The sequence below is a fragment of the Nonomuraea sp. NPDC051298 genome (assembly GCF_055586305.1).
The window spans coordinates 264184-290917 of the sequence record NZ_JBVJIM010000014.1; the positions used below are offsets into that span (position 1 = coordinate 264184).

Genomic DNA, 26734 nt, shown 5'->3' on the forward strand with positions numbered 1-26734 from the left:
AAGCGCAGGCCAGGCGGCCTTCGGCCGATCAGGGGTGCGGGGCCCAGAAGGCGACCAGTTCGGCCGTCCCGTGCTCCACGGCCTTCCAGGACCCGGTGAAGGTCAGGACCGCGATCGCGGCGGTGGGGAAGCCGGAACGGTTCATCCTGGCCGGCAGGTCTCCCTCCGCTTCGAGGGCCAGGGCGTCGGCCGCGGCGTGGATGCCGGGGTTGCCGCCGAGCACGACGAGGTCGCCGACGTCGTCGGGGGTCTCGTTGATCAGGGCGATCAGCTCGCCCAGTCCGGTCTCGTACAGCCGCTCGTCATAGACGGTCCTGGGACGCCGCGGCAGTTCGGCCGCCACCAGCTTCCAGGTCTCCCGCCCGCGTGCGGCGGTGGTGACGAGTGCGAGGTCCAGGTTGATGCCCGATCCGGCCAGCCATCGTCCGGCGGCGGGCGCGTCCTTGCGGCCGCGGTCGGCCAGGGGCCGCTCGTGGTCGGCCCCGTCGTTCCAGTCGGCCTTGGCATGACGCATCAGAACGATCCGTCGGGGCGTGTCCATCACCATCATTTCCTACCCTCGGTAGCTATATGACCACATAGAGATACTTCGGGGAGGTGATGCCCGCGCGAGCCGTTCATGAACCCGTGCGGAGTGCCCTTACACCGCTCACCCGGACCCGACTCAAAAGTCCGGGACCAGCGCGATGACCGTCACGAAGAAGAGGGCGACAGGAACGACGACCGCGAACACCGTGGTCAAGGCCACTCCGAGCCACCGCGCCCGGTGAGCCATCCAGAACCCGGCGCCGGCGGCGACCAGGAACATGACGAAGACCAGCGCCATGGCGGCGACGACGTTGAAGTCATGGTGCAGGCTCGGGTCGACGACCCAGTCCTCCGCCGGATCCCCCGTCCCGGGGAAGCCCGAGCGCTCGTACAGGAGAGGTGTCGCCAGCCACGACGACACCGCCAGTTCGGTCGCCCCCAGCCCCGCACCGGCGAGCAACGCGGTGGCGAGATCGGCTCGGCGCGCCCTGCGCACGCTCCACCGCCCCACCAGCAGGCCGGCGAGCAACGCGCACACATGTCCGACCGCGCTACCGGAGGTGTAGCCGAGAACGGCCCCGCGACGCCACTCCGCGACAAATTGTTCCGTCCCTTGCGGGTCGCTCACGGTGGACTCCCCCAAAGAGATGTTGGGGGCGACCAGTACGGCGGCCGCGATGGCGGTCACCGCCATTAAAGTCACGTAGATGGCGATACGGCGGCGCTTGGCCTGCCTGATCGCGGAATTGGGTGGCATGTCGCCATCATGCATGATTACTGGGATCTCATGCGGCCAGATCGCACGAAGCCACAGCCGACAAGGACGTCGATATCGCGATTAGTGGATTCCCCAGAGATGTGCATATAGCTGGAATTCGGGTTATGAATCAGCAAGGGGAGCCAGGTAACGGCTACGGGTCTTCCAGCGGGTCTGGCAGGATGTGCGACATGGAGATTGCGGGTGTGACGATCGGGCTTCCGGTAAGCGATCTGGCGCGTGCGATGGAGTGGTACGGGCAGGTTTTCGACCTGGGCGGCCCGGATCTTGAGCCGGCTGAGGGCGTGGTGGAGTTCCAGGTCGGCCCGGTGTGGCTGCAACTGGGTGTCGATGAAACGGATCGCAGCGGTGCCGAGATCGTGCCCCGGTTCGGAGTGGGCGACGCGGCCAAGGAGCATGCCCGGCTGGCCGGGCTCGGGGTGCCGGTCGGGCCGCTGGAGCACGTCGAGGGCGCGGTGGACTACTTCGAGTTCAGCGACCCGGACGGCAATCGGCTCAGCGTCTACTCGGAGCTGTAGCGAGCGCGCCACTTCGCCAACCGGCCCAGCGGCCACTCGGAGCCGCGGCGAACGGGCCACTTCGGCAATCGGCCACCGTCGCCCTGCCCGGCTGCGTGTCAACTCCGCCTTCTGCCATCGGCTGCCGGGCGGCGCTGGCTCACGCCGATTCCGGCGTCCACGCGGGGTCGCGTCCGGCGAGGCCGAGCGCGCGGTCGAACGCGGGGGCGCTCTCGGGCACCTCGACCACCGGCCCGAAGAGCCCCTCCCTCCCGGCGGCCTCCTCCGGACGCGCCGACTCGGTGGTGAACGCGAGGACGGCCTCCGTGTCGGCCGGGCTGCACGCGAACGACTGGCCGGTCGCGCGGGCCAGGTCCCAGCCGTGCAGGACGAGTTCGTCCAGCGCGACCACGGCCATCTGCTCGGCCGGCAGCGTCACGCCGCCGGCCTCGGCCGTCCCCTCCCAGGCGGCCGGGTCGCGCCAGGCCGCCACCAGTTCGTCGAGCCGCCGCGGGAGCAGCGCGCGCCAGTGCGGGTCGAGCCGCGCGGCGCTCCCGATCCCCGGACGCGGGGCTTCCCCCTCCGGCGCGGACTTCCTGGCCGCCCAGGTGAACGCCAGGGTCAGCCCCATCACATGGTCGAGCAACCCGGCGACCGAGGTGCCGGCGCACGGGGTCGGGTCGTCCATCCGGTCCTCGGTCACGCCGTCCAGCAGGCGTACCACTTCACGGGCGGCGGACTCGAGATCGATCGCGGGCATGACGGTTCCTCTCCTTCAGGGCCTTCTCGTGTCTCCGCCGTGTTGACTCCCCGGAATCGAAGAAGTCATCGGTCCCCGCCCGAACCGTGATCGGCGCGGATCATCCGCCGTACTTCAGTCCAGCGGCTCGTGGCGCGGGGGCGTTGCATGATGCTGCAACCGGGTCTGCAACTCCTCCACCTGCCTGGCGCCGTTCCTGGCCGCCATGCTGTGGCGCATGGATCGTTTGGACGTCATCGACACCTGCACACGTATGGCCTGGCACGCCGACCAGCGCGAATGGGACCGTCTCGGCTCGGTGTTCGCCGACGAGGTGACCCTCGACTACACCAGCCTCAACGGCGGCGAGCCCGCCACCCTCACCCCGGCGCAGATCGTCGCCGCCTGGCAGAGCGTGCTCGGCGGCTTCGCGGCCACCCAGCACCTGCTGGGCAACCATCTGGTCGCCATCGACGGCGACACCGCGGTGTGCACCGCGTCCTTCCAGGCCACGCACCGCAAGGCCGAGCCGTACGGCGGTTCGTTGTGGACGCTGGGCGGCACCTACCGCTTCGACCTCGTACGCACCGGCGACGGCTGGCGGATCACCGGCGTGGTGATGACCGCGACCTGGGGCGACGGCAACCGGGGACTCATGCCGTGAGAACCCGGACGACCACCGGCACGTCGGCCGCCCAGTGCCGGTCCGCTTCCAGCACGGTGGCGCAGGCGGTTTCCGCGCCGGCCACAGCTTCGACGTCACCAACGATTTGATCACCAAGGCAACTCTGGAGTACGCATGAACAAGGTCACCTTCGACAGCGACGGCGTGACCCTCACCGGCGACCTGTACCTGCCCGAGGGGCGGGAGCGGGCCCCGGGCGTGGTGGTGGCGGGCACCTGGACCAGCGTCAAGGAGCTGATGGCCGACCGCTACGCCAGGCGCCTGGCCCAGCGCGGCTACGCGGCCCTGTCGTTCGACTTCACCGGGTTCGGCGAGTCCGCGGGCCGGCCGCGGGACGTCGAGTCGCCGGCCAGGAAGGTACGCGACATCCACAACGCGCTGACCTTCCTGGCCGATCACCCCGCGGTCGACGGCGGTCGGCTGGGCGCGCTGGGCATCTGCGCGGCGGCGATGTACATGGCCGACAACACCGCCCACGACCCCCGCGTCAAGTCGCTGGCCCTGGTCGCCCCGTGGCTGCACGACCCGGCCATCTGCGAGGTCGCCTACGGCGGCGCCGAGGCGGTCGCCGAGAAGATCAAGCTCGGGCGGGAGGCTCGGTCGCGCTACGACGAGACGGGCGAGATCGACTACGTGCCGGTCGTCTCCGGCAGCGACCCGCGCGCGGCCATGCCGTACGACATCGACTTCTACCTCAACCCGGCCCGCGGCGGTATCCCCGCCTGGCCCAACAGGTACGCCGTCATGGCCTGGCCCGACTGGCTCACCTACGACTCCATCGCCCTGGCCCCGCGGATCACCCAGCCCACCCTGATCGTGCACAGCGAGGACGCCGCCATCCCGGACGGCGCCCGCCGCTTCCACGCCGGACTCGCCGGCCCCGGCGACATCTACTGGACGCAGGGCACCCAGTTCGACTTCTACGACACCGAGCCCCAGGTCACCGTCGCCGTCGACACCGTGGCGGCGCACTTCGGCAGGACGCTGCGATGATCCTCGTCACGGGAGCCACCGGCAACGCCGGCGGCGAGGTCGTCCAGGCGCTCGTCCGCGCGGGGGAGAAGGCGCGCGCGCTGGTGCGCCGGCCCGCCGACCTGCCCGTGGAGCAGGTCGTCGGCGACCTCGACCGGCCGGAGTCGCTCGACGCGGCCCTCCGCGGCGTACGCGGGGTGTTCCTGCTGCCCGGCTACCGGGACATGCCGGGGCTGCTCGCCCGGATGCGGCAGGCCGGGGTGGAACGGGTGGTGCTGCTGTCCAGCCTGGCCACGGTCGCCACCGACACCCGCAACGCGGTCTCGGAGTACATGATCGACTCGGAGACGGCCGTCCGCGAGTCCGGGCTGGCCTGGACGTTCCTGCGGCCCAACGCGCTCATGTCCAACGCGCTGCGCTGGCTGCCGCAACTGCGCGCGGGCGACGTCGTGCGCGACGCCTTCGGTGACGTGCCGATCGCCTCCATCGATCCGTACGACATCGCGGCCGTGGCCGTACGCGCCCTGCTGGATCCCGGTCACGAGGGACGCGTCCACCCGCTGAGCGGCCCCGAACGGCTGCTGCCCGCGCAGCGGCTGGCCGTGCTGGCCAAGGTGCTCGGTCGTGACCTGCGCTTCCACGCGCTGTCCGACGAGGAGGCCCGGGCCGACATGGCCGGTCAGCAGATGCCGGAGAGGTACATCCACGCGTTCCTCAGCTTCTACGGCGCGGGAACCCTCGACGAGTCCCAGCTCTATCCGACCGTGGAGGAGGTGACGGGGACGCCGCCGCGGACCTTCCACCAGTGGGCCGTCGCCCACCGCGCCGCCTTCTCCCGGTGACGGGCGCCGGCAACGGACGCTAGTAACGGACGCAGTCCTGCTTGGCGAGGACCAGGCTCAGCCCTTCGACCTTGTTCTTGGCGGACACGTAGAAGAGGTAGAACGCCTTCTTGTTGCCCGGCACGGTGGCGGCGGGGTAGCCACCCGGGCCGCGGCGCAGGTTGGGGTAGGCGGCCTTCAGTTGGGCGTTGGTGGACCCGAGGCTGATGCCCTGCGGCGTCTTGAGCCCGGGTGGTGCGACGATCATGGCCACGCCGTGCTTCTTGGAGATGTACATCCCCACCCGGTACTCGTCGTACGGGTTCTCCTTGAGGTCCCACCCCGTGCACCGGGCGGAGTCGCCGTCAGGTTTGTGGACGATTCTCCCGGTCGCCTTGGCTTTCGTGGCGGTCATGCCGAGCTTCAGGTTCCCGTAGCCGTACGGCCCGAGCGTCGCCTTCCCCTCGGCGAGCGCGGCGGGTGCGAGAGCTACCGGCGCGGCACCTCCCATCAGCGCCAGCACAAGCGCTGAGCCGCCGGCTCGTAACGCGGTCGTCTGCTTCATGGTGCTCCCTCTCCGTGATCTCGACTGGATCTTGATCTTGACTGGATCACTTTAGAGGGAGTCGGGATGGCGTGTGGGGATTTGCCGCCGATCGGCGGGCGGACGGTCACCACGGCGAGCCGGAAGGGTTGACCATGCTTCGTTAAACGTATTATGGTGCCGGGCGTGCCCGTTCAGGCTGTGCCGCCAACCGGCCGTCACAACCGCGACCGGGCCTCGGTGTCGAAAGCGTACACGGGGAGAACGCATGAGATTACACAACGGTGTCCTCGCCGCCGCGATGGCGGTCTCGATGGGCGCGGGCGCCCTCACCGGCGCCGCGCCGGCCGCGGGGGCGGCAGTCGAGGCCGATGCGCCCGTTTCGGGGACGGTGACCCTGCTGACCGGCGACCGGGTCACCCTCACCGGCGGCGGCTACCACGTCGAGCCCGGCACTCAGCGCGAGGTGTCGTTCGACGTGACCAGGCGTGAGGGGGATCTGCACGTCGTGCCGTCCGACGCCCTGCCGCTGCTGGCGCAGGGGCTGCTCGACGAGCGGCTGTTCAACGTCACCCAGCTCCTGAAGTGGAGCTACGGGGACGCACGACAGCCCGCGATCCCGCTGATCGTCCAGTCCGCCTCAGGGGAGGCGGCCACGCTCAGCGGCGCGAAGCAGGTCAGGCCACTGGCCGGGCTGGGCCTGGCCACCATGACGGTCCCGAAGGCCGACGCCGCGGCGACCTGGAAGAACGTGGTCGGCGGCGCCCAGACCCTCGCGTCAGGCAAGTCGAAGATCTGGCTCGACGGGAAACGCTCGTTCACCCTCGACCAGAGCGTCCGGCAGATCGGCGCCCCGCAAGCCTGGCAGCAGGGCCTCACCGGCGCGGGCGTCACCGTGGCGGTGCTCGACTCGGGCTACGACGCCGACCACCCCGACCTCCAGGGCGTGGTCACCCAGGCACAAAACTTCTCCGACGAACCGGATACGACAGACAATCTCGGCCACGGCACCCACGTGGCCGCCACCATCGCGGGAGCCGACGAGCGGTACCGAGGCGTGGCACCCGGCGCCAGGCTGGCCGTCGGCAAGCTCGGCACCCAGGGGTTCACCGAATCCGCGCTGCTGGCGGGCATGCAATGGGCGGCGGCCGAGGTCAAGGCGAAGATCATCAATATGAGCCTGGGCGGATTCGACTCCCCTGGCGTCGACCCGGTCGAGCAGGCCGTCAACACGCTGTCGGAGCAGACCGGCGCCCTGTTCGTCGTCGCGGCGGGCAACGACGGGGAGGCGGGCGTCGCCAGTCCGGGCAGCGCCGACGCGGCGCTGACGGTCGGCGCGGTCGACAAGACCGACAAGATGGCCGACTTCTCCAGCCGGGGCCCGCGGGCCTACGACCACGCGATCAAGCCGGACGTGACCGCACCCGGAGTGGCCATCACGGCGGCGGCCGCCAAGGGCACGGCCAACGGCCCGCACGTCGCCCACTCCGGCACCTCCATGGCGACACCGCACGTGGCCGGGGCGGCGGCGATCCTCGCCCAGCAGCACCCGGACTGGACCGGCCGCCAGCTCAAGGCCGCCCTCACCGGCAGCGCCGCCCCCCAGCCCGACGCCACGGTCTTCGACCAGGGCGCCGGACGCGTCGACCTCGTTCGCGCCGTGGCCCAGCAGGTCGTGGCCGACCCGGCCAACCTCCACGCCGCCTTCCCGTACGGCGGACCGGCCGAACGCGAGGTGACCCGCGAGGTCACCTACACCAACTCCGGGGACGCCCCCGTCACCCTCGACCTCACCGTCGAGGGCGAGGCGCTGCGCGTCTCCGCCCAGCGCGTCGAGATCCCCGCCAAGGGCAGCACCACGGTCACCGTCACGATCGACGCCGCCGCCAGGGCGCCCGGTGACCACCCTGGAGTCATCACCGCCAAGGCCGGCGACCAGACCGTCCGCACCGTCGCCACCGCCTACGTCGAGCCCGAGTCGTACGACGTGCCCATCAAGGTCGTCGGCAGAAGCGGCGCTCCCGCCTCAGCCCTCGGCCACGTCTACAACGCCGCGGGCGACACGCGCATGGCGCTCGTCGAGAAAGGATCGGGCAGCGTCCGGCTCCCGGCAGGCGAGTGGTACCTGTACCTGACCGTCCACGAGTCGCCCTACTCGACCACCGCCCACCAGCCGGTGAAGGTCGCCCAGGGCGTGGCGGCGAACGTCGACGCCCGGCTCGGCAACCAGGTCAAGGTCTCGCTCGACGAACCCACGGCCGCCCCCGCGAACGAGTTCGAGCTCATCCTGTCCCACGGCGGGTGGAGCGGCGGCTGGCTCGCCTTCGGGCGGACACCGGACAAGTTCTACCTCATCCCGACGAAGCAGCCGGGGCTGACCCTGCAGACCAGGTCCCTCTGGCACAAGCGGGACGCGACACCGAGCCCCTACCGCTACGACCTCGTCGACCGGCGGACCGGAGGGATCCCCGAGGACCCCACCTACGCGGCCAGGACCAAGGACCTCGCCAAGGTGACCACCACCTACAAGGGCTCCGGCACGGCCACGACCGGCAAGCAGTACCTGGCCTACCGGCTGCCGGGCGACTGGTGGTCACTGGGCACCCTGACCCGGGACCTCCCGATGCCGGGCACGCTGATCCAGTACCGGACGCCCGGATTCACCTGGCGGACCACCGTCGAGTCCGGCAGCACCGGACTGGAGGACACGGGCACGCGCGTCGACCCCGGTCACACGCGCCACACGTGGAACGCCGCGGTGAGCGGCCCGTCGTTCGCCACCGCCGGCGGCCGGCGCGAGGGCGACGCGCTGACGTTCAACGCCACCAGGCTGTTCTCCGACGGAAGCAGGAACCGGATCGGCACGGACGCCACCGCCGCCGTCGCCATCACGCTCGCCAAGGGCGACCAGGTGCTCGCCAGGAAGGACCACACGGGGTGCGACCTGTGGGATCCGGACCGGTGCGCGCTGGGGGCCACGCTCCCGGCCGAGGCGGCCACGTACACGCTGACCGCGACCGGCACCCGCGCCTCCGTCTTGTCCACCTCCGTCGAGGCGACCTGGACGTTCCGCTCCGAGCGCACCGCCGAGGCGCAGGCGCTCCCCCTCACCGCGGTCCGCTTCGCCCCCCAGGGGCTCGACGACCTCAACCGCGCCGAGCCGGGATCCACCACCACGCTCCCGATCTGGACCGAACGCAACCCCGGCGCCGCCGACGCCACCGTACGGGACCTCCGCCTGGAGACCTCCACCGATGACGGCGCCACCTGGACCGCCGTCCCCGTGAAGGCCACCCGCGCGGGCTGGACGGCACGCGTCGCCAACCCGGACGCCGCCGGACACGTGTCGCTGCGCGCGACCGCCACCGACGGCAACGGCGACACCGTGACCCAGACCATCCGCCGCGCCTACGCGATCGGATGACCCCCTGCTGGTGGGACGGCACCCAGCCGTCCCACCAGCCGTCAGGCTGTCAGGCCGGGACCGGTCCTTCGCGTGCGCGCCCAGACGACGGCGGTGATCACCGCCAACAGGACGCAGGGAAGGAGCATCACGGCCGTCCCCGTGCCCGCCAAGCGGTCGGCGCCCGCGAGGGGGTCGGCGTGGGTGACGATCACCAGCAGGTACGCGAGCGTGTTGTTGGCCGCGTGGATGACGATCGCCGTCTCCAGACCGCCCGTGCGCCACGTGATGAGGCCGAACGTGACGCCGAGGGTGAGGTAGTAGCCGTTCAGCCACGGGTCGGTGGACAGGTGGATGGCCGCGAACAGCACGCTCGACACGGCCAGGCCGAGGACGAGCGCCGTACGGGGCCCACGGCCCCAGCTCGCGGCCACCCGGAACGCCAGGCCACGGTAGCCGTACTCCTCCCCCGCCGACTGCAGGGGCGACAGCAGCAGCGTGATGACGAACACGGCGACCAGGTCGGCGAACCGCCACGATCCTGGCGTGTAGGGCGAGAGGAGGAAGAAGCCGGTCATGTAGAGCACCCAGATCGGCACGAGCGTCAGTGCCGCGCGGCCGAACACGGCGGGACGGAAGGCGGACAGCACGGAGTGCAGCGACGCCCCCCTCACCCCGTACAGCCGGCGCTGGACGCACATGCTCCATGGGATCATCAGCGCGATCGAGATGAGGTTCGCGGCGTGGTAGATCGGCGTGAACTCCGTACCGCCCGCGATCGGGTTGGTCCTGCCGAGCGCCTGGTCGATGGCGGAGCCGAGGGCGCTGAGGACACCGCCGATGCCGAACAGCCCGACGAGGAGCAGCACGAGCGCCAGGACGCCGCGTCCGACCCGGCGTTTCTCACCGGCCAGTACGCGATGGTAGGGAACGCCCGGCGGAACCGGCCGCGGGCCACGGCGGCGCCGTGACGCGTCGTGGAGCAGGGCCGGTGCGAGGGCGGGCGGTGCGGGGGCGGGCGGATGGGCGTCCGGGTCGAAGGCCGGGGAGTCGGGACCGTTGTGGCGCATGCGTCCACCCTCCTGCGGGACTCGGCGCGGCAGCAGTGCCGTCGGCCATGAGCTCCTGTGGGATCTGCCCGGCACGGGCATGACATTTGCCATGGCCCCGGTCCGGCCGGGCGAGGGGACGATCGGGTCGGTCAGCCGCCGGACCTGCCCTGACGGCCGGGTCGCGGTGCGGCCCTGTCGGGGGTGGTGCGGGACCTGCCTGTGGCCGCAGGATGGGCGGTCGCGGCGGCGTGTGCGGCGCCCCGTCCGTGGGCTCGGGCGACCAGCGTGCCCTGCTGGACGCGTACCGCGTGTTCGGTGGCGTCGCCGGCGTCCGGCACGCCCACGGCCGACGCCAGCAGGCCGTGGTCGTCGAGGACGAGACGCAGGCGCGGCCAGGCGTCCGGCGCGAACACGCGCCGCAGGCACTGGGCGAAGTCGCCGATCCTCAGCCGTACGAGACGGCCCAACTCGGCCGGGTCGGTCGTCGCCACGGCCACGGTGACGCGGTCGCCCTCCCGCGCGGCGCGGACGGCCTCCTCGGCGGCGTCGAGACGGTTGACGCCGAGCACCGCGATCACACCGTCCTCGTCGAACCCGACCGGGCGATCGGTGACCAGGTCCCGCAGCTCCGGAGGTGGGTCCCACCGGTCCTGGCAGGAGCGGGCCGGACCGACGTAGGGCAGGTACGGCGGGTCCCAGGTGTCGGCGAGGGCGAGGCCGTACAGATGCGCGCAACCGTGCGCGACGTCGAAGGGGTCGCCGAAGCCGAGCGCCGGATCCACCGAGGCGCCGGGGCCGTCCAGCAGTCTCAGGGCCAGCGCGGCCCGCCGCACCTGCCGCGCGGGCGGCGCACCGGCGGGCGAGTACGCCTCCAGCGCGAGCGCCAGCAGCAGCGTCTCCAGCCCGTTCACCTGACCGAACACGGTGCGGATCGCGTCGTCGTCGAGCACCCCGGCCAGCGAGCGGACGTGCACCTGACCGGCCGCGGGTGTGTCTCCGACCAGAGGCAGCCGTTCGAGCCAGGTACGGGCGAACGCCCCCAGCGCCTCGGCGGCCGACGACGGTGCGGGCGGTGACGGGGCGGGCGGTGACGGGGCGGGCGGTGACGGGGCGGGCGGTGACGGGGCGGGCGGTAGCGGGGCGGGCGGTGGCGAAGAGGACGACGGCTGTGAAGGCGGAGCGTCGCCGGTCACGCCGCCCTCGACCAGGTCGACCAGCACCGCCAGGTAGAGGGCCCGCTTGCTCGGGAAGTTGGAGTAGACCGCGCCCCGGGTCAGCTCGGCCCGCTCGGCGATCGCGTCGACCTTCGCCGCGGCGTATCCCCGCTCGGCGAACTCCGCCCTCGCCGCGGCCAGCACGGCCGCGCGCGTGCGCTCCTGCTGCTGAGCCCTGGTCAGCCGGACCATCCGCGCCCCTCCTTGCCCGCACCCGGGTAAACCTGCCTTGACACGAGAATACAGAGGCATCCCGATGACAAGAACATCTCACCTCACCGCGTGCCTGCGCCCAGGCACAACGGGCCGGTTCGGTTCGCCGCGCTCTGGCCCGGACGCCGGGCGTCCGGCGCGTGCCGTACCAGCGACGCCGACGAGACTCGACCGCTGCTACGGCCGCCTGCGGCGGGCGGTGCCGAAGATGGACCTGGTGATCTCCCGGCCCAGGGCGGACGCCGCCGACCTGGCCATGGAGCGGAACTCCTTCGACTCCAGCACGCTCTCCAGCATCGACTGCCTCGGCTCGGGCTCCCGCTCCCTGGGCCGCTCCGGCTCGCGCGGGGCTTCGGGGGTCTCGGCGGGCTGCTGGGCGGACAGCCTCTCCGACAGGATCTCGTAGGCCGACTCGCGGTCGACCGCCGTGCCGTACTTCTGCCGCAGCGGAGAGGCGGCGATGACGCCCTCGACCACGTCCGGGGCGGACGGCGCCATGAGCGTCTCGGGAGCGCGCAGGCGGGTCCAGGCCACCGGCGTCGGCGCGCCCGTCTCCGACAGGACCGTGACGACGGCCTCGCCGATGCCCAGCTCGGTGAGCAGCCGTTCCAGGTCGTAGGAGGACGCGGGGAAGGTCGACACGGTGGCCTTGAGCGCCTTGGCGTCCTGGGGGGTGAAGGCGCGCAGGGCGTGCTGCACGCGCGCGCCGAGCTGGGCCAGCACGTCCGCCGGTACGTCCTTCGGCGTCTGGGTGACGAAGAACACGCCCACGCCCTTCGACCGGATCAGCCGCACGGTCTGGGTGATCGACTGCAGGAACGCCTTGGACGCGCCGTCGAACAGCAGATGCGCCTCGTCGAAGAAGAACACGAGCTTCGGCCTGTCGGGATCGCCCACCTCGGGCAGCGCCTGGAAGAGGTCGGCGAGCAGCCACATCAGGAAGGTGGAGAAGAGCTGCGGCCGGTCCTGCACGGCGGGCAGTTCGAGGATGGAGACCATCCCGCGGCCGTCCTCCGTCACCCGGAGCAGGTCGCGCACGTCGAACTCCGGCTCGCCGAAGAACGCCTCGGCCCCCTGCGCCTCGAAGTTGGTCAGCGTACGGAGGATGACCCCCGCCGTCGCCGCCGACAGGCCGCCGATCCCGCTCAGCGCCTCGGGGGTGGCGGTCAGGTACCGGATGACCGCGATCAGGTCCTTGAGGTCCAGCAGCGGCAGCCCGTTCTTGTCGGCGAAGTAGAAGATCAGCCCGAGCGAGGACTCCTGCGTCTCGTTGAGCCCGAGGACCTTGGCGAGCAGGGTCGGGCCGAAGGCGGTCATGGTGGCGCGGATCGGGACACCCGACCCCAGACCGCCCAGCGAGAGGAACTCCACGGGGCAGGCGACGGGCTGCCAGGTCTGTCCCACCTCGGCGGCGCGCCGGGAGACGCGTTCGGCGGGCGTGCCCGGTGAGGCCAGGCCCGACAGGTCGCCCTTGACGTCCGCGAGGAAGACCGGAACGCCCTGCGCGGCGAGTTGCTCCGCCATGAGCTGGAGGGTCTTGGTCTTTCCCGTCCCGGTGGCTCCGGCCACGAGGCCGTGGCGGTTGAGCATGCCCAACGGGATCCGGATGCGCTCTGCGGGGTCGGCGGTGCCGTCCTCGGACACCAGGGCCCCGAGCTCCAGCGCCGGTCCTTCGAAGTCGTACCCCTTCATCGCTCTCCCCCGCTTGCCGGTGCCTCGCCTACGGCAGGAACGCCTTTCTCCCGCTTGAGGTACCACCTGCCCAAGGACGGGCCCCGAACAGCTCGGACACCGGCAGCGCGGTGAAGATCTCCGCCAAGTCTTGGCAAAGTGCGGCCCCTGTCCGGCTCGCCCGGGTAGGGGCGGTGACTGTGCGAATCGGGAACTGGGACGTCAGGCCGTTGGGCGGCTGGATGGGCTGCCTGACGATGATCGTCGCGTCGATACTGCTGTCCATCGTGCTCACGCTCATCATCAATCTCCTGCTCCCAACGCGCTGACCAGCGCCACCACGCGGGCCGCCCGCACGCCGCCACCTCCGGCCAGGCCGAGGACGGCCGCACGCGGCGAGGTCATCGCGGGCCCAGCTTGTCGTGCGCGTAGAGGGCGGCCTCCGTGCGGTCGCGGACGCCGATCTTGGCGAAGGCGTTGTTGATGTGCGTCTTGACGGTCGTCTCCGCGATGAACAGGGTCGCGCCGATCTCGGTGTTGCTGAGACCGCCGGCGATGAGCCGCAGCACCTCGACCTCCCGGGCGGTCAGCCCGTCCGGGCAGGTCGTGACCGGCGGCGGCGCGGCGCGGGACTTTCCCCCGTTGGCGTCCAGGAGCCGGTGCAGGAGATCGAGCCAGAGGCCCGTCCGGCCGTTGCGTTTGTCCATGGACGAGACGGTAGGAACGGGACGGGGTGGAGCGGCACTTCCGATGGGTGGAGCGCGGGGTGGAGTCCGGCCCCGTCGAACGGGCCGCCGCCGGCAAACCCTCAAGTCTTGCGCGTCTTTACCCGGCGGTCCCGCAAGGCCGTTCTTTCGCCATTTGGAACGCCCTTCTCCCTGATCGGTGGTTTGACGAGATCCTTTTACCCGCTCATAGTGGTTGTGGTCCATCAACCGATTGCGCAACGACGCGCCGAACGCTCAAACCTCGGGAGTTGATCAAGGCGTGGCGCTGAACCTCGGATCGATGGAGCGTCCAGACCATACCGAGTGGCCGAGAACCTTGGATCCCGGCATCCTCAGAGCCCAGGGGTGGGTGCCCACTCCATTTCGCGAATTCGTATTGAAGGTCAATAGCAGGTGCGACCTTTCGTGCGCGTACTGCTACGTCTATGAAATGGCGGACCAGAGCTGGCGGGACCAGCCGATCCGCATGTCCGCCGCCACCGCCACACGCACCGCCGCGCGCATCGCCGAACATGTCCTGGCCCACGACCTGCCCTCCGCCGAGTTGATACTCCACGGCGGCGAGCCCCTTCTCGCCGGTCCCGACCTCATCGCCCACATCGTCACCGCCACCCGCGAGGCGGTCGGCCGGTCCGCCCGGGTGGGCGCCCGCGTGCAGACGAACGGCATCCGGCTCGACGCCGGCCACCTTCGCCTGTTCGCGGAACTCGATATCGCCGTGGCGGTAAGTCTCGACGGTGACAGGAAAGCCCATGACCAGCACCGGAAATTCGCGAACGGCAAGGGCAGTTACGACGCCGTCACCCGGTCGCTGCGCCTGCTCCGCGACTCGTTTCCGCATCTGTTCAGTGGTTTGCTGTGCACGATAGATCTGCGCAACGATCCATTGGCCAGTTATGAGGCGTTACTCGAGCACCGGCCGCCGAGGATCGACTTCCTGCTCCCGCTGGGCAACTGGTCGTTTCCGCCACCGGGGCGCCTTCCCGGCTCCGCGACGACGCCGTATGCCGACTGGTTGATCGCCGTCTTCGACCGCTGGTACTCCGCGCCGCACATGGAGACCGACATCCGCCTCTTCAGCGAGATCATCCAGCTACTGCTCGGCGGCCGGTCCAACAGCGAAGCGGTCGGACTGTCCCCGGTGACGGTCCTCGTGATCGACACTGACGGCACGATAGAGCTGTCCGACACCGTGCGATCCTCCTCCCCCGGTGCCGCCTCCACCGGATTGCGCGTGGACATGAACACGTTCGACGACGCCCTGCTCCTGCCCGAGGCCGCGGCCCGCCAGCTCGGCGAGCCCGCGCTCGCCCCGGAGTGCCGGGCGTGCGACATGCGGAGCGTCTGCGGCGGCGGCCAGTTCGCCCACCGCTACCGCTCTGGGAGCGGCTTCGCCAATCCGTCGGTGTACTGCCCCGACCTGCTGCAGCTCGTCCGGCACATCAGAAGGGTCGTGGCTGCCGATCTCGCCGCCCAGCTCGAAAGGCTTCGATGAACCTCCGCAGGCACCGCATATCTGACGAGGTGTTCGCCACTCTGGCGGCCGGAGGGGGTGGCGCCGAGGCCGTGCGCCAGCTCGCCACCGTCGAACGCAGCAAACATCTGCTGCTGCTGCGCGGGGTCGTGCAGAGCGCCAGGACGACGAGGCATCCGGGCGCGGGCCGGGCCGCGGACGCCTACGACCGGCTCGCCGCGCTGCAGGACGAGGCACCCGAGGCGGTCGAGGACGTGCTGTGCTATCCGGCCGTGGGAGCCTGGTTGCGCACCACCCTGCTCGCCCTCGACCACGACCCGGCGCGGGCCCGCCCCGACCACCTCGCCGCGGTCACGGCGGCCGCCGCCATCAGGGCGCGGGCCCCGCTCTCCATCGACGTGCGCACCTTCGGGGGATCGCTGCCCCTGCCGTCGCTGGGGGAGGCGCTCCTGCCGGAGGGCACGGCCACGGTGCGGTCCACGCCCCGGGGCGCGGAGGTTTCCGTCCAGGACGTGCGCGTGCCGATCCCCGCGGACCACACCCGCGACGCCCCGGGCTGGCGCGGTGTGCGGCGACTGACCGCCTCCGCCAATGGCCGCACCCTCGATCTCGTCCTCGACGACGTCGACCCGCACCGCATGCCGGCGGACGTGGCCGACCGGCTGCCCGAAGGAGAGCTGCGGAGCTGGCGTTCCGCCTTCGAGGAGGCGTGGGACATCCTCACCGCCCATCACCCGGCCACGGCCGCGGAGATCGCGGTGGCGCATCGGGTGCTCACCCCGCTTCGCCCGCCCGCCGACGGGCAGGTGAGCGGGACGGCCTCGGAGACCTTCGGCACGGTCGGTCTGTCGGCGCCCACGGACGGCCTCACGCTCGCCGCGGTGCTCGCGCACGAGGTACAGCACGCCAAGCTGGGAGCCCTGCTCGACATCGTGCGTCTGATCGAGCCCGATGACAGTCGCCGGTTCTACGCGCCCTGGCGGGAGGATCCGCGACCGGCCGACGGCCTGTTGCAAGGGGCGTACGCCTACCTGGGCGTCAGCGGGTTCTGGCGGCGCCAGCGCACCCGCGAGCGCGGTGACAGGGCCCTGCTCGCGCACAGCGAGTTCGCGCGCTGGCGTACCGGCGCCCACAGAGCCGTGGACACCCTCCTGGCCTCCGGCCTGCTGACGCCCGCGGGAAAGCAGTTCGCCGCGCACATGTGCCGGGTTCTGGCCGACTGGCAGAGCGAGCAGGTGCCCAGTGCCGCCGCGGCGCGGGCGCGCGCGGCGAACGAGCGCCACCTGGTCCGCTGGCGACGGGCGAACGCGGGCCTGCAGGCGTGACGACGGCCGTCAGATGGGCGGCGGGTCGAAGTCGAAGTCGAGCTGCCTGCCCTCCGTCGCGACCACCGTGTCGGGGTGGTCGTGGCCGCGAACGCGTTCGTACTGGGCGATGGTCCGCGACTGCAGCTCCTGGGCCTGCTCGTCGGCGCCCCGGCGCCGAAGCACCACGGACAGGTTGGCGGCGCACCCGAGCGCCAGCGGGTGGGTCTCACCGAGCACCCGCCGGGTCCGCTCGAGCGCGTCCTCGCTGAGGCTCAGCGCGGCGTCCAGCTCGCCGAGCGCCGTCAGGTCGCTGGCGAGATTGATCGCCACGGTGAGGGGGTAGTGGTGGTCGAGGCCGAGCCTGGACTGCAGGGCACGCAGGCACAGGTCGTTGAGCTTGCGCGCGCTCTCGGCGTCTCCCCGCACCCGGTGCAGCAACGCGAGGTTGCCCGCGCACCCGTGGTTGTAGGGATGGTCCTGGCCGTACGCCTGCGGATAGCGGTTCATCGTGTCCTGGGCCAGGTCGAACGCGGAATTGATCCGGCCCGTGCTCCGCATGGTGTTGGCGAGGTTCATGGCGGCGGCCAGCGTGTCGGGGTGGCTCGCACCGTAGAGCCGCTTGTATCGCTCGTAGACGTCCTGCGCCAGCTCGAGCGCGTCATCGACCCGGCCCGTACGGCGCAGTGCGATCGAACGGTCCTTGGCGGTGCGCAGGGTCACCCAGTGCTCGACGTCCAGCTCCTGGACGCCGAAGGCGTGGGCGTCCTCGCCGAGATCGCTGGCCTCCTCGTAGTCGCCGCACAACCGCACCACCCGGGCGAGGTTGCCCCAGAACGCGAGGTGGGACACCTTGCTGACGTCGAGTTTCCTGCTCGAGAGGGTGAAGACCTCCTCGTGCACGGTTCGCGCGCGCTCGTAGCGGCTGATCAGGGCGTAGTCGAGGGCCAGGTTGTTCTTGGCGGACAACAGCTCGAGATGGTCGGGCTGGAACGTGGCCTCGTGTCCGCGCAGGACGTCCTCGTCGTGCTCTCGTGCCCGGTCGAAGTCGCCGAGGGCGCGCAGGTCGGCCCCGAACCCCTGCGAGATGAACAACGACCTTTCGTGCTCCGGCCCGAATACCTGGCGCGAACGCTCCAGCGCCGACCTGTCGGTCTCGTATGCCTTCGAGTAGTCGCCCAGCTCCCGCAGAACGAGGCCGAGCTGCGACTGGGCCACGATCACGTGCTCGTCGTCCGCACCAGATTCCTTGATCCACTCGCTGAGAAAACTCTCCACGAAGGCGCGGCTCGTCTGGTGCTGACCGGACATGTAGAGGTAACGCACCATCTTGAGCGCGAACTCGCGCACCTTCGGATCGCGAGTGGTCGCCACCTCGGCCGGCACGATGTGCTGGACCAGCTCCGCGTAGCGTGGCCAGTTGGCCTCGTCGTCCGGATCGCCCAGCAGGGCGCTGGCGAGCAGGAGGTGGACCACCTTCCGGTAACGGTGATGCTCTTCCTCACTGAGGTCGGCCCGCAGCAGCGCCTGGATGAGCCGGTGCACCTGCAGGGTGCGCGTCTCTGGATCGAGCTTGGCCAGGGCGTAGCGACCGATCACGCGGATGGCCTTGCTGCGCAGCAGCGGCCGATCGAGGAGCTGCTGCAGGCCGGGGCCCACCGCGTCGGACACGGCCCAGCGGAAGACGTCGACCGGAATGGGCTCGGGGCCGAAGAACGCGCAGCACCGGAGAAGCTCGACGGCTTCGGCCAGTTGCTGCTCGAGCTGGCTCACCGACAGCCGCCAGGCCGCCGTCATCGACCGCGGGTAGTCGAGCGGCTTGGGCATCTGCAACGTGTCGGGCATGTGCTTGGCGAGCTGCTGGAGGTATTCGTCCACCGAGATGCCCGCCTCGGCCTGCAGCGCGCCGGCCTGCTCCAGCGCGAGCGGCAGGTGCCCCAGCTCGTCGGCGAGCCGCTGGGCGTCCGCCTCCCGCAGGTTGCTGGACACGCGCTTGTGCAGGAACTGAACGCTCTCACCCTGCGTGAACACGTCCACGGGGACGGTCTCGACGACGCTGCGCCACTCCTGGTTGCGCGAGGTGATGAGGACATGGCCGGGACCGCGCGGAATGAGCTGGTTGATGTCCTCGGGGCGGTCGGCGTTGTCGAAGATGAGCAGCCACCGCTCGTACGGCTCGCCGCGGCGCAGCGCGTGCAGGACGGCAGCGGCGGTGTCGTCGATGCCGACCGCCTTGGCGGGCGGGAGCCCGAGCCGGGGAGACAGCGCGGCCAGCGCCGCGGGCACCAGCAGCGCCTGGTCTGCGGATATCCACCAGACGAGGTCGTATTCGGACTGATAACGCCAGGCATACTCCACGGCGACCTGGGTCTTGCCGACGCCTCCCATACCGTGAAGGGCGTGCGGCACCACCGCCGTCACATCAGATGCGATTCCATCGCGAAGCCGTTCGAGAAGCCCTTCTCGACCAGTGAAATTCTTATTGCGTGGAGGAATCTTTTCGCCCCACACTTCCGGCAATCCGCCGCGTCCCACCGTCCGAGAAGCCGTCACGGACCGATCGTAGCAACACTGACGCGGGCCTCCTAGCTTGACACCTCAGAGCAATGGTCAGCGCGGCAAATAATTCACATTCCATCCTAATATTCCATCAATATCCTCACACCATCACCTACTACACCAATCAGGATATAAAGGGACAGACCTCCGATCCGATGATCTTCGGCTCGAAGGTTCCACCTGGTCACAAACTTTGCGGTGTACGCGTCCCTCCCCCTAGGCAAGGTCCGTCATATGGGCGATGCTGTGGCAGGCATGCCTTCAAGAAGCGGGCTCGCGCGGCCCGGCCGTGCGAGCGACCGCCCCGAAGTCTGGAGTGACAGTGGAGAGGCAGGAGGATGGTTTGCACGAGCGTGTCGACGAAGACGGCGGTGGCCTGCTCGATCTCTCTGGAGTCTCGCTCCGCGACATAGCGGCCCTCTCCGCGGAAGACCCCTCCGTGTTCGGTCAGGCGGTGAAGAGGGCATTGACCCAGAACGGATCGCTCCTCGGGTTCAATCAGAGCATATGACGTCACTTCACGACACGGATCGCAGCCAGCTCCCCGCGAGGCAGGAGAGGAGACCGGGATGCGGGCGCACGAAGCGCACGCGGGCTCTGCGGTGGGTCGCGGTCTGAGTGCACCGCCCACCGGCATAAACTCACGTCATACGTCGGACCGGGCTCCGCCGGGCGACGGCGCTTACCGTGAGAGGAGTCGACAGCATTTCTGAGCAGTCGCCGTCTTCTCCATGGCAATCGCGCACCCGGCCGACACGCCTCCTTCTCGCCATCGCCGCATGGCTGTTCCTTCAGCCCGGCGGTCAGCGAACGAACGCGGTCGGACTCACGTATCCGAAGCCGATCCTGCTTGCAGGACCCCCATTTCGAATGGGATCGCTGCGATGACTGTCAGCGTGATGGCCCACTATGTCGATCGGCAGCCATATGTTGGCGTTCGCCCTTTTCGTGCGCAAGAAGCCGAGCAATTCTTCGGGCGCTCCGAAGCGGTGGCCGAGCTCGCCGACCGCTGGCGGCGGCATCGGCTGAGCGTGCTCACCGGGCCGCCCGGCTCAGGCAAGACCTCGCTGCTCCACGCGCGGCTCGCCTCTGACACCACCTTCCGCACCGCCGGCCTCCTGCCCGTCGGCCGGCCCTTCGGACCGCCACCGCCGGCGCTCGCCGCACTGCCCGAGCACAACCCGTACACGCTGGCCCTGCTCTGCTCCTGGGCGCCCGCGACGCCGCCGAGCCATCTCGCCGGGTTGTCCGTGTACGAGTTCCTCCGCCGCGCCGGCCACCCAGGCCGTCCGAGTCCCTTCTTCGTGGCGATCGACCAGGTCGAGCAGGTCTTCGAACGACACGCCCGGCTCGATCCCCACCGGGCCGACTTCCTGGCCCAGTTGCGCGAGGCCATCGGCGAGCTGCCGGATCTGCACCTCCTGCTGTCGGTCAGGGAAGAGCGTCTCGCCGACCTCGAGGCCGCCCTGGGGCCCCTGGAGCCGTACGTGCTGGCCCCGCTGACGGCGGCCGACGCCGTGGAGGCCGTGGAGCGGCCGGTCCAGGGCAGCGGGAGATGGTACGCCGACGGCGCGGCCGAGGACATCGTCTCCGCGGTCGCCACGGGACGCGACGCGGTCGATCCGGTGCTCCTGCAGGCGGTCTGTTCCCGGCTGTGGGCGTCGCTGCCCGCCGACATCACGGCCATCACCGTCCAGGACGTGCACGCGCATCCCGGCATCGAGCGATCGCTCCGGGAGTTCTGCGGGCAGGCGATCGCGGACGTGGCCGCCGAGCACAACGTCTCGACGCTGCGCCTCGCGTCGTGGCTGCAACGGACGTTCGCCACGGGGCCCGGTGCCGACGCGGCGGAGGCCGCCGCCCGCGAGGGTCTGCCCGCCGCCGTGCTCACGGCCTTCCAGGACAGGTACGTGCTCGAGGCACGCCCGCCGTACCGGCTGCGCCACGAGCTCCTGACCGGCCCGCTCACGAACCTGGACATCGCCGATCTGCACCCGGGCGACAGCGGTCCGGAGCGGCACCTGTCGGCGACCGCGTCCGCGCTGTTCAGAGGGGATCTGGCGGCCGCGGAGCACAACGCAGGCGCCGCCCTCGCCGCCGCGGGCGAGGCGGACCTGACGCTGCTGGCGCGTGCCCAGTCGCGCATGGGAGACATCGCCCATCTGCGACGCGACCCCCAGCGGGCCGTGACCTGCTACCGCACCGCCGCCGCCCTGTTCGAAGCCCTCCAGGACAACGTGGCCGTGGCCTACCTGCTGGCCGCCGTCGGCCACTCGCTCCTGGCGCAGGGCCTCGACGTCGAAGCGGTCGAGACCCTGCGTTCCGCCGTCGACCGGCTGCCCGCCGACCTCACCCTGCAGACCGAGTTGGGCCGGACTCTGTGGCAGGTCGGGCACAGCCGCGCCGGGGTGACCGTGCTCACCGAGGTGCTCGACGCCGATTCCCACACGCCCGAGGCGCTGCGTACCCGTGGGGAGATGCTGGCCGATCTGGGCCAGGCGGAGAGTGCCCTGCGCGACCTCGACCAGGTCCGGCCGCATCTACGCCCCGAAGGCCGCGCCGCCCGCGCCCTCGCCCTCATCGGCACAGGAGATTCCCGCGGCGCTGAAGAGGAGATGGCGGCCGTGCTCGAGGCCGGTTCCGGCAACGGGCCCGCACTCCTCTACGCGGCCCGGGTGCGGGCGCTGGGCGGCGACCGCACCGCGGCCGCGGACCTGGCCCGCCTCTCGCTGGCCGCCACCGCTCCCGCCCTCACCCGTCACCAGCACACCGAGGCCGCTCAGCTCTTGGGAGACACCTCGAGCGGCTCCTGAGCGCCTTCAGGCTCGACGGCTACCCTGCAGAAGTCATCGACGCATCGATCCAGCCGCTGGAACGACGGCGGCTCCAGCATCTGCCCGCTCACGAACTGGCCGCCCTCGTCAAAGCTCATTCTGGTGTGCCGGGTGGCCTGGCTCGCCAGGCCGTACGCGGCTGTCGCCAGCGCCCGCGCCGTTCCTGCCACCTCGCCGGGGCACAGTACGGCCGCCCGGGAGGCCAGGTCGCCGACCGACGCCGCCTGCGCCTCGATGGCGGCGAGCCGCTCGTTCATGTCCTCCCAGGGATGGTGGGCCGCGACCTCCACCTGCAGGCGCAGCTTGAGAACTCCGCCCAGTAGATCCCCGTACGCCTGCTCGCGCGCCTGTGTCTGCTGTTCTTCCCTCCGCCGCCCCGCCTCCCGCTCTTCCTTCCTGGCGGCGGCCCGGTTGGTCAGGGCGACGCCCCCGAGGGCACTGAGCGCGCCGACCATTCCACCGGCCGCCGAGATGATGGCCGTCACGACAGAGGCATCTGCCATATCAGGAGTCTGGCATCGGATCCTGAGTTCTGTAAGACGTTCTTCCGCCAAAATCCGCATTTCAGCTTCTCGGGGTAGTCGTGCTGTAGCAGACGACCAGAGCCTCCTGCAACGATGTCAAACCCGCATGAATGGCCTGAGCTGCGGTTCCGCGAAGCGATAAGGCCGCCCTGCAGTACTTGCGATCGGGACCTTGGCAGTTGTTGTCTGGCAGATTCTGGCCGTCAGATCGACCATGGATCGCCCCGGGTTGGCTGGAGGCTCCGATACCTGGAAGGGTGAGGAGTTATGGCACCTCCGAGAAAGTACGCGCCTGAGCTGCGTGAACGCGCGGTTCGGATGGTTTTTGATCTTCGTGATGCGGGCGAGGGCACGGGTGTGCTGGCTCGGGTCGCGGACCAGTTCGGGGTGCATCGGGAGGCGTTGCGGACCAGGGTGCGGCAGGCCGAGGTCGATGGCGGGAGGCGTCCTGGCCGGACGTCGGGTGACGCGCAGCGGATCGCCGAGTTGGAGCGGGAGAACCGTGAGCTGCGGCGGGCGAACGAGATCCTGAAGGCCGCGTCGGCGTTTGTGTGTCCCGAATGTTGACGGTGGGTCGGGTAGGTGCCGATCTGGTGGTTGGCAGTGCCGTTCAAGAGATGGAGGTGGGCCTCCATAGCCGCCGTGCAGGCGGAGGCTGCAAACCACCGCAAGCCGCGTCGGTTAAGAGCCGGAGTGGTGAGCCTTGCGGAAAAGGCGCGCCGATGAGTGCGTCAGGCGTGGATCGTGAAGGCGAGTGAAACCGAACCCTTGTTGACGCGTCGAAATGCTGTAGAAGACATCAAAACCGGGACGGAAACGCGGTTCCGGGATGAGCCAGAGAAATACCTGTTTACTGCTCTGGTGGTGTCCGGCATGAAGAGGGCGCGAGCGCGATCCAGGCTCTTGTACGGAACAGGAGAACCTGTCGTCCTGGGATCCTCGCACGAGGAGTGGGGTGAAGGAAGATCCTCAAGCGGCGGAAACCGTGAGAGGTGGAGTACCGATCCAGCCTCCAACTTCGCCGGGGCGGTCCAGGTTGGCCAGCACGGGTGAGATCGTTGGCCTCGACCGCCTTGACCATCCGTCCGATGTGATCACGACGACGAGTGTGGATCTTGTCTGGTGATCACGGAGGATCTCGTTCCCGCAACTGAAAACGATCTCTACTTTTAGTTGTGTCTTATATGATGATCGGCCTGTTTTGCATCATCTGTTCAAAAGGCTGTGAGTGAAACACGCCGATCAATGTCTGGCTTATCCGGCCGGACGCGCCGCCGCGCTGCTCTGATCACGGCTCTGACGCTGGGTGGATGTCATCCAGCTAGGGCATTCACGTCCGGCGAGCGGAGCCCCCGGCATTGTGGCCACTGAGGCTCTGTACCCCGAAGAGATCTCCGATTTCCGAGGCTGCAGTATCGATGGGGTCGACAATCCCATCGATCCCAGCTGATCAGTTAGATTGATCGGCAGCGGTCTCCGGCACGGCCTCGTCCCGTGCCGGAGACCCCGGTGAGCGGACGAGAGGTCATGAGCGACTACGCGGACATTGACGATGTCTTCCCCGACCCGGTGGGCCTCGTCTGGATGAAGGGCATCGCTGCCGACGAGGCACTGCGCGGCATCGGCGCCGGTCCCTCCGATGAGGTGGTGAACGCCGACTGGAGCCGGGTCCAGTCGACGTTTTGGGACTCCTACGGGGACGACGAGAGCGACGAGAGCGAGGACGATGAAACGTCCCGGCGGACGGCATTGTTCGCCGTGGAGGGCGATGGGGCGGTTCTGATCGAGCCGATGTCCTGTGCGGGTGCCGACACGGCGCTGCTGCGGCGACTGACCGCCTCAGGTGGAGAGGCGCTGGGCCTGAGCTGGACCGTCAACCTCCACGTCTCCGTCACCTTCGCCGCTCGCGGAGAGATCCTGGCCACGTTCGACCCGATGGAGCTGTTCGCCGCCACCGGCGACGATCCGGACGCCGTTGCCGACTGGTTGAACTCCTTACCGGTCAGTGCCGCCGAATGGCATGGCGACGGCAAAGCCGCCGCCTTCGCCCTGGGCGAGCGCCTGTCCGGCATACGCGTCGATCGTGCGTGGCTTGCGCGAAGCCACCGGCTGGTGATCCCGTCCGACTCCACGTCATCCCCCGCGCTGTTCCTCGATAGGCAGATGCGCGAACTTGCCGCCGCTGATCTGCGGATCGCGGCGCTGGCCGCCGCCCCTGGACCGGACAAGCTGCCGGAGATCGTCCGCATGGCCGTGGACCTGGCACTGCGTACCACCGGTCTCGACGGAGACGTCGTGGAAGAGGTCCTCGATCTTCTGACCACCGGCGAGCGAGGGACCCGCGCCGCAGCGGCGCGCGAGCGGCTCAGGAGCCTGCACGCGACACTGCGGCAGGAGGCCCAGGCCGCGTACGAGCGCTCCGGAGCGACCGGCTTCGCCGTGCCGGGCCACGACACGGAGGTCGGCCGCATCATGCTGCGGCAGGAAGCGGTCGAAACATTACGGCACGCGCTCGACCCCGACCTGGAGAAGGCCGCTTCCAACGCACTGAACCGAGCGGCGGCCACCCGACTGAGCCACGAGAACGGCGATTACCTTCGCCACCGCACCCTCACCGCGATCCAGCACTACATCGTCCACGGAGAGAACTGGCTGTAGCCGGGCAACAGATGGCTGGAGATCTTTTGGGCGCAGGCGCCCATGGGGCGGCAGCGTCTGCGGAGGGAGAGCCGAGTTGTCGTAGGAACGGCCATGACGGTGGCGACGAAGAGCGCGCAGTCGACGCCCGCGACCACCTTGGTCGCAACCGACGAGCCCGGGCGTTGGCTCCCTCATGGAGGGTCTGGTTGGCCTTGCGAAGGGCCTTGACGGTGGTCTCGTGTGATCGTGTGCTGAGGCGTTGCTGGATGGGAACGGCCGGCGCCGAGCTGCTGCTCGGCGAGGCCCCGGAGTCGTTTCAGCAGGTCGGCCTGGTCGGGAGGTAGAGGAAAGTGCGAGATACGCCAACCTGTGCCAGGTCACCCGGGCCGGGGCGCCGGGAGCGTCGATCAGGCGGATCTGGTTCAGCCATGCGCCGAACCGGCCGGTGATGGTGTAGGTCATGTGGTGGCGGCCGTCGCGATCGGCCTGGGCTCACGGAAACAGCCACTGGCAGCGATCATCGAACACTTGGGGGACGCGACGGTGCTGCTCGTGGTCGCCTCGACGACGCGTGAGGCGCGGATCGCCCGGTAGCTCTTGTCCTTGCACTTGTAGCCGATCAGAGCCCACCGACGGGGTTCGCAAGGCAGTCGAGTTTCAAGGGCAGGGCTTCCCCTGTCGAGCCGGTCGTACTCTTCCAGGATCCGGGCCTTGTAAGCGGCGGGTCCTGGCTCGCTCGCGCACCTTGGGTCAGGGATCGGTGGATCCTGTTCGTCTGCTCCCACGAAGGATGTCTGCTTCCTTACCTTCAGCACGGAGCTTTGCGACTATGTGCTACCTCTGTCCATTTTGACGGGGAGGGACACCGTCATCACAGCGACCGCGACCAGACATGGATGAAATCCGCACGGCGCGGGCGTTGCACCCTCCGTACGCGAGTTGGCCGACCTAGGGGACCGATGACATGCCTCTTGAAGGCGAGTACGAACCCAGCACTGAGCAGTGGGTACGTGAGCAAGTCGAGCTGTACGAGAACTCCGGCGGCACCAAGGGCACGACCTTGAGGGACACGGGAATGCCCGTCATCGTGATGACCAATCTGGGCGCCAGGAGCGGCAAGATCCGCAAGACGCCGCTGATGCGGGTGGAGCACGAAGGACGATACGCCGTGGTCGCCTCGCAGGGCGGCGCTCCCAAGCACCCCGTCTGGTACTTCAACCTCAAGTCCGAGCCCCGTGTGGAGCTTCAGGACGGCCCGGTCAAGCGGGACATGAGGGCTCGTGAAGTGACTGGCGCGGAGAAGGCCGAGTGGTGGCAGCGTGCGGTGGCGGCCTATCCGCCGTATGCCGACTACCAGGAAAGGACGGATCGGGAGATCCCGGTGTTCGTACTGGAGCCGCTCGAAGCCTGATCGCGGGAAAAGCCTGTCCCGCTGGACGCGTGCCACCGCCACCGCCGGCACCGCCACGATGACGCCCGGAGCCGTGCGGGTAGGTCGTCGAGGTTTCGATGCACGGCGGTGTCGGATGGCCGCCGCTACATGCAGTGCCGCGA

General features: G+C 69.8%; 22 protein-coding genes and 1 pseudogene. 13 read left to right on the forward strand and 10 right to left on the reverse strand.

What is annotated here, in order from left to right; translation table 11 throughout:
• Positions 1–28: 28 nt before the first annotated feature.
• Positions 29–514: a SixA phosphatase family protein gene (locus ACZ6S0_RS34345; protein ID WP_465923473.1), complete on the reverse strand. Its 486-nt coding sequence runs from the start codon at positions 512–514 to the stop codon at positions 29–31.
• Between the two features lie 150 nt (positions 515–664).
• Positions 665–1285: a hypothetical protein gene (locus ACZ6S0_RS34350; protein WP_465923474.1), complete on the reverse strand. Its 621-nt coding sequence runs from the start codon at positions 1283–1285 to the stop codon at positions 665–667.
• A gap of 191 nt (positions 1286–1476) precedes the next feature.
• Between ACZ6S0_RS34350 and ACZ6S0_RS34355 the strand changes: the two genes are divergently transcribed.
• Positions 1477–1824 carry a VOC family protein gene (locus ACZ6S0_RS34355; protein ID WP_465923475.1) on the forward strand — a complete coding sequence of 116 codons (348 nt, stop codon included), beginning with the start codon at positions 1477–1479 and terminating at the stop codon, positions 1822–1824.
• A gap of 139 nt (positions 1825–1963) precedes the next feature.
• On the opposite strand, the gene ACZ6S0_RS34360 is transcribed toward ACZ6S0_RS34355, so the two are convergent.
• On the reverse strand, positions 1964–2563 hold the full coding sequence (locus ACZ6S0_RS34360; RefSeq protein ID WP_465923476.1) for a TIGR03086 family metal-binding protein: 600 nt from the start codon (positions 2561–2563) through the stop codon (positions 1964–1966).
• Between the two features lie 217 nt (positions 2564–2780).
• Between ACZ6S0_RS34360 and ACZ6S0_RS34365 the strand changes: the two genes are divergently transcribed.
• The 3 genes from ACZ6S0_RS34365 to ACZ6S0_RS34375 all read left to right on the forward strand — a co-directional run bounded on the left by ACZ6S0_RS34365 (position 2781) and on the right by ACZ6S0_RS34375 (position 5041).
• Positions 2781–3206, forward strand: coding sequence for a nuclear transport factor 2 family protein (locus tag ACZ6S0_RS34365; protein ID WP_465923477.1), 426 nt, complete (start codon positions 2781–2783; stop codon positions 3204–3206).
• 135 nt (positions 3207–3341) lie between these two features.
• On the forward strand, positions 3342–4220 hold the full coding sequence (locus ACZ6S0_RS34370; protein ID WP_465923478.1) for an alpha/beta hydrolase: 879 nt from the start codon (positions 3342–3344) through the stop codon (positions 4218–4220).
• Positions 4217–5041, forward strand: coding sequence for an NAD(P)H-binding protein (locus ACZ6S0_RS34375; protein WP_465923479.1), 825 nt, complete (start codon positions 4217–4219; stop codon positions 5039–5041). The genes ACZ6S0_RS34370 and ACZ6S0_RS34375 overlap by 4 nt, the downstream gene beginning before the upstream one ends.
• Before the next feature lie 19 nt (positions 5042–5060).
• Here ACZ6S0_RS34375 and ACZ6S0_RS34380 read toward each other — a convergent pair whose 3' ends face one another.
• Positions 5061–5585: a hypothetical protein gene (locus tag ACZ6S0_RS34380; protein WP_465923480.1), complete on the reverse strand. Its 525-nt coding sequence runs from the start codon at positions 5583–5585 to the stop codon at positions 5061–5063.
• Between the two features lie 247 nt (positions 5586–5832).
• Between ACZ6S0_RS34380 and ACZ6S0_RS34385 the strand changes: the two genes are divergently transcribed.
• Complete coding sequence (locus tag ACZ6S0_RS34385) at positions 5833–8988, forward strand: S8 family serine peptidase (RefSeq protein ID WP_465923481.1); 3156 nt, start codon at positions 5833–5835, stop codon at positions 8986–8988.
• 41 nt (positions 8989–9029) lie between these two features.
• Here the strand turns inward: ACZ6S0_RS34385 and ACZ6S0_RS34390 are convergent, their stop codons facing one another.
• The 4 genes from ACZ6S0_RS34390 to ACZ6S0_RS34405 form a co-directional block, all read right to left on the reverse strand.
• Positions 9030–10037 (reverse strand): lysostaphin resistance A-like protein, encoded by a 1008-nt coding sequence (locus tag ACZ6S0_RS34390; protein ID WP_465923482.1) that lies wholly within the window; start codon positions 10035–10037, stop codon positions 9030–9032.
• 131 nt (positions 10038–10168) lie between these two features.
• Entirely contained in the window at positions 10169–11425 is a 1257-nt protein-coding gene (locus ACZ6S0_RS34395; RefSeq protein ID WP_465923483.1) for a helix-turn-helix domain-containing protein, read from the reverse strand.
• 198 nt (positions 11426–11623) lie between these two features.
• Positions 11624–13138 carry a helicase HerA-like domain-containing protein gene (locus tag ACZ6S0_RS34400; RefSeq protein ID WP_465923484.1) on the reverse strand — a complete coding sequence of 505 codons (1515 nt, stop codon included), beginning with the start codon at positions 13136–13138 and terminating at the stop codon, positions 11624–11626.
• A gap of 380 nt (positions 13139–13518) precedes the next feature.
• The gene (locus ACZ6S0_RS34405) at positions 13519–13824 is read right to left on the reverse strand and encodes a response regulator transcription factor (protein ID WP_465923485.1); all 306 of its coding nucleotides are present in this window, start codon (positions 13822–13824) and stop codon (positions 13519–13521) included.
• Between the two features lie 280 nt (positions 13825–14104).
• Here ACZ6S0_RS34405 and ACZ6S0_RS34410 point away from each other — a divergent pair, with 280 nt between their 5' ends.
• Together ACZ6S0_RS34410 and ACZ6S0_RS34415 are read left to right on the forward strand one after the other, a co-directional pair.
• Positions 14105–15340 carry an FxsB family cyclophane-forming radical SAM/SPASM peptide maturase gene (locus ACZ6S0_RS34410; protein ID WP_465923486.1) on the forward strand — a complete coding sequence of 412 codons (1236 nt, stop codon included), beginning with the start codon at positions 14105–14107 and terminating at the stop codon, positions 15338–15340.
• A 29-nt stretch (positions 15341–15369) separates the two neighbouring features.
• Positions 15370–16644, forward strand: a complete 1275-nt coding sequence (locus ACZ6S0_RS34415) for an HEXXH motif domain-containing protein (RefSeq protein WP_465923487.1) — start codon at positions 15370–15372, stop codon at positions 16642–16644.
• 9 nt (positions 16645–16653) lie between these two features.
• On the opposite strand, the gene fxsT is transcribed toward ACZ6S0_RS34415, so the two are convergent.
• A complete protein-coding gene (fxsT, locus tag ACZ6S0_RS34420; RefSeq protein ID WP_465923488.1) occupies positions 16654–19176 on the reverse strand; it encodes an FxSxx-COOH system tetratricopeptide repeat protein in 2523 nt (840 codons plus the stop codon).
• Between the two features lie 328 nt (positions 19177–19504).
• Between fxsT and ACZ6S0_RS34425 the strand changes: the two genes are divergently transcribed.
• Positions 19505–19693, forward strand: a complete 189-nt coding sequence (locus ACZ6S0_RS34425) for a hypothetical protein (protein ID WP_465923489.1) — start codon at positions 19505–19507, stop codon at positions 19691–19693.
• Positions 19694–20081: 388 nt separating this feature from the next.
• Complete coding sequence (locus tag ACZ6S0_RS34430; RefSeq protein ID WP_465923511.1) at positions 20082–21995, forward strand: tetratricopeptide repeat protein; 1914 nt, start codon at positions 20082–20084, stop codon at positions 21993–21995.
• Here ACZ6S0_RS34430 and ACZ6S0_RS34435 read toward each other — a convergent pair.
• Positions 21962–22519, reverse strand: coding sequence for a hypothetical protein (locus ACZ6S0_RS34435; protein WP_465923490.1), 558 nt, complete (start codon positions 22517–22519; stop codon positions 21962–21964). The two genes, ACZ6S0_RS34430 and ACZ6S0_RS34435, sit on opposite strands and share 34 nt — an antisense overlap.
• 288 nt (positions 22520–22807) lie before the next feature.
• Here ACZ6S0_RS34435 and ACZ6S0_RS34440 point away from each other — a divergent pair.
• The 4 genes and pseudogenes from ACZ6S0_RS34440 to ACZ6S0_RS34455 form a co-directional block, all read left to right on the forward strand.
• Positions 22808–23098 (forward strand): annotated as a pseudogene (locus ACZ6S0_RS34440) (transposase); the annotation flags it as partial.
• A gap of 969 nt (positions 23099–24067) precedes the next feature.
• Complete coding sequence (locus ACZ6S0_RS34445) at positions 24068–25198, forward strand: DUF6461 domain-containing protein (RefSeq protein ID WP_465923491.1); 1131 nt, start codon at positions 24068–24070, stop codon at positions 25196–25198.
• Positions 25199–25642: 444 nt separating this feature from the next.
• Complete coding sequence (locus ACZ6S0_RS34450; protein WP_465923492.1) at positions 25643–25774, forward strand: hypothetical protein; 132 nt, start codon at positions 25643–25645, stop codon at positions 25772–25774.
• Positions 25775–26144: 370 nt separating this feature from the next.
• Positions 26145–26591, forward strand: coding sequence for a nitroreductase family deazaflavin-dependent oxidoreductase (locus ACZ6S0_RS34455; protein ID WP_465923493.1), 447 nt, complete (start codon positions 26145–26147; stop codon positions 26589–26591).
• The last annotated feature ends 143 nt before the right edge of the window (positions 26592–26734 follow it).

Bases quoted from the DNA above. Each gene is read 5' to 3' on its own strand.
- ACZ6S0_RS34345 (WP_465923473.1), bottom strand. From the start codon at position 514: ATGCGTCATGCCAAGGCCGACTGGAACGACGGGGCCGACCACGAGCGG.
- ACZ6S0_RS34350 (WP_465923474.1), bottom strand. From the start codon at position 1,285: ATGCCACCCAATTCCGCGATCAGGCAGGCCAAGCGCCGCCGTATCGCC.
- ACZ6S0_RS34355 (WP_465923475.1), top strand. From the start codon at position 1,477: ATGGAGATTGCGGGTGTGACGATCGGGCTTCCGGTAAGCGATCTGGCG.
- ACZ6S0_RS34360 (WP_465923476.1), bottom strand. From the start codon at position 2,563: ATGCCCGCGATCGATCTCGAGTCCGCCGCCCGTGAAGTGGTACGCCTG.
- ACZ6S0_RS34365 (WP_465923477.1), top strand. From the start codon at position 2,781: ATGGATCGTTTGGACGTCATCGACACCTGCACACGTATGGCCTGGCAC.
- ACZ6S0_RS34370 (WP_465923478.1), top strand. From the start codon at position 3,342: ATGAACAAGGTCACCTTCGACAGCGACGGCGTGACCCTCACCGGCGAC.
- ACZ6S0_RS34375 (WP_465923479.1), top strand. From the start codon at position 4,217: ATGATCCTCGTCACGGGAGCCACCGGCAACGCCGGCGGCGAGGTCGTC.
- ACZ6S0_RS34380 (WP_465923480.1), bottom strand. From the start codon at position 5,585: ATGAAGCAGACGACCGCGTTACGAGCCGGCGGCTCAGCGCTTGTGCTG.
- ACZ6S0_RS34385 (WP_465923481.1), top strand. From the start codon at position 5,833: ATGAGATTACACAACGGTGTCCTCGCCGCCGCGATGGCGGTCTCGATG.
- ACZ6S0_RS34390 (WP_465923482.1), bottom strand. From the start codon at position 10,037: ATGCGCCACAACGGTCCCGACTCCCCGGCCTTCGACCCGGACGCCCAT.
- ACZ6S0_RS34395 (WP_465923483.1), bottom strand. From the start codon at position 11,425: ATGGTCCGGCTGACCAGGGCTCAGCAGCAGGAGCGCACGCGCGCGGCC.
- ACZ6S0_RS34400 (WP_465923484.1), bottom strand. From the start codon at position 13,138: ATGAAGGGGTACGACTTCGAAGGACCGGCGCTGGAGCTCGGGGCCCTG.
- ACZ6S0_RS34405 (WP_465923485.1), bottom strand. From the start codon at position 13,824: ATGGACAAACGCAACGGCCGGACGGGCCTCTGGCTCGATCTCCTGCAC.
- ACZ6S0_RS34430 (WP_465923511.1), top strand. From the start codon at position 20,082: ATGGCCCACTATGTCGATCGGCAGCCATATGTTGGCGTTCGCCCTTTT.
- ACZ6S0_RS34435 (WP_465923490.1), bottom strand. From the start codon at position 22,519: ATGGCAGATGCCTCTGTCGTGACGGCCATCATCTCGGCGGCCGGTGGA.
- ACZ6S0_RS34445 (WP_465923491.1), top strand. From the start codon at position 24,068: ATGAGCGACTACGCGGACATTGACGATGTCTTCCCCGACCCGGTGGGC.
- ACZ6S0_RS34455 (WP_465923493.1), top strand. From the start codon at position 26,145: ATGCCTCTTGAAGGCGAGTACGAACCCAGCACTGAGCAGTGGGTACGT.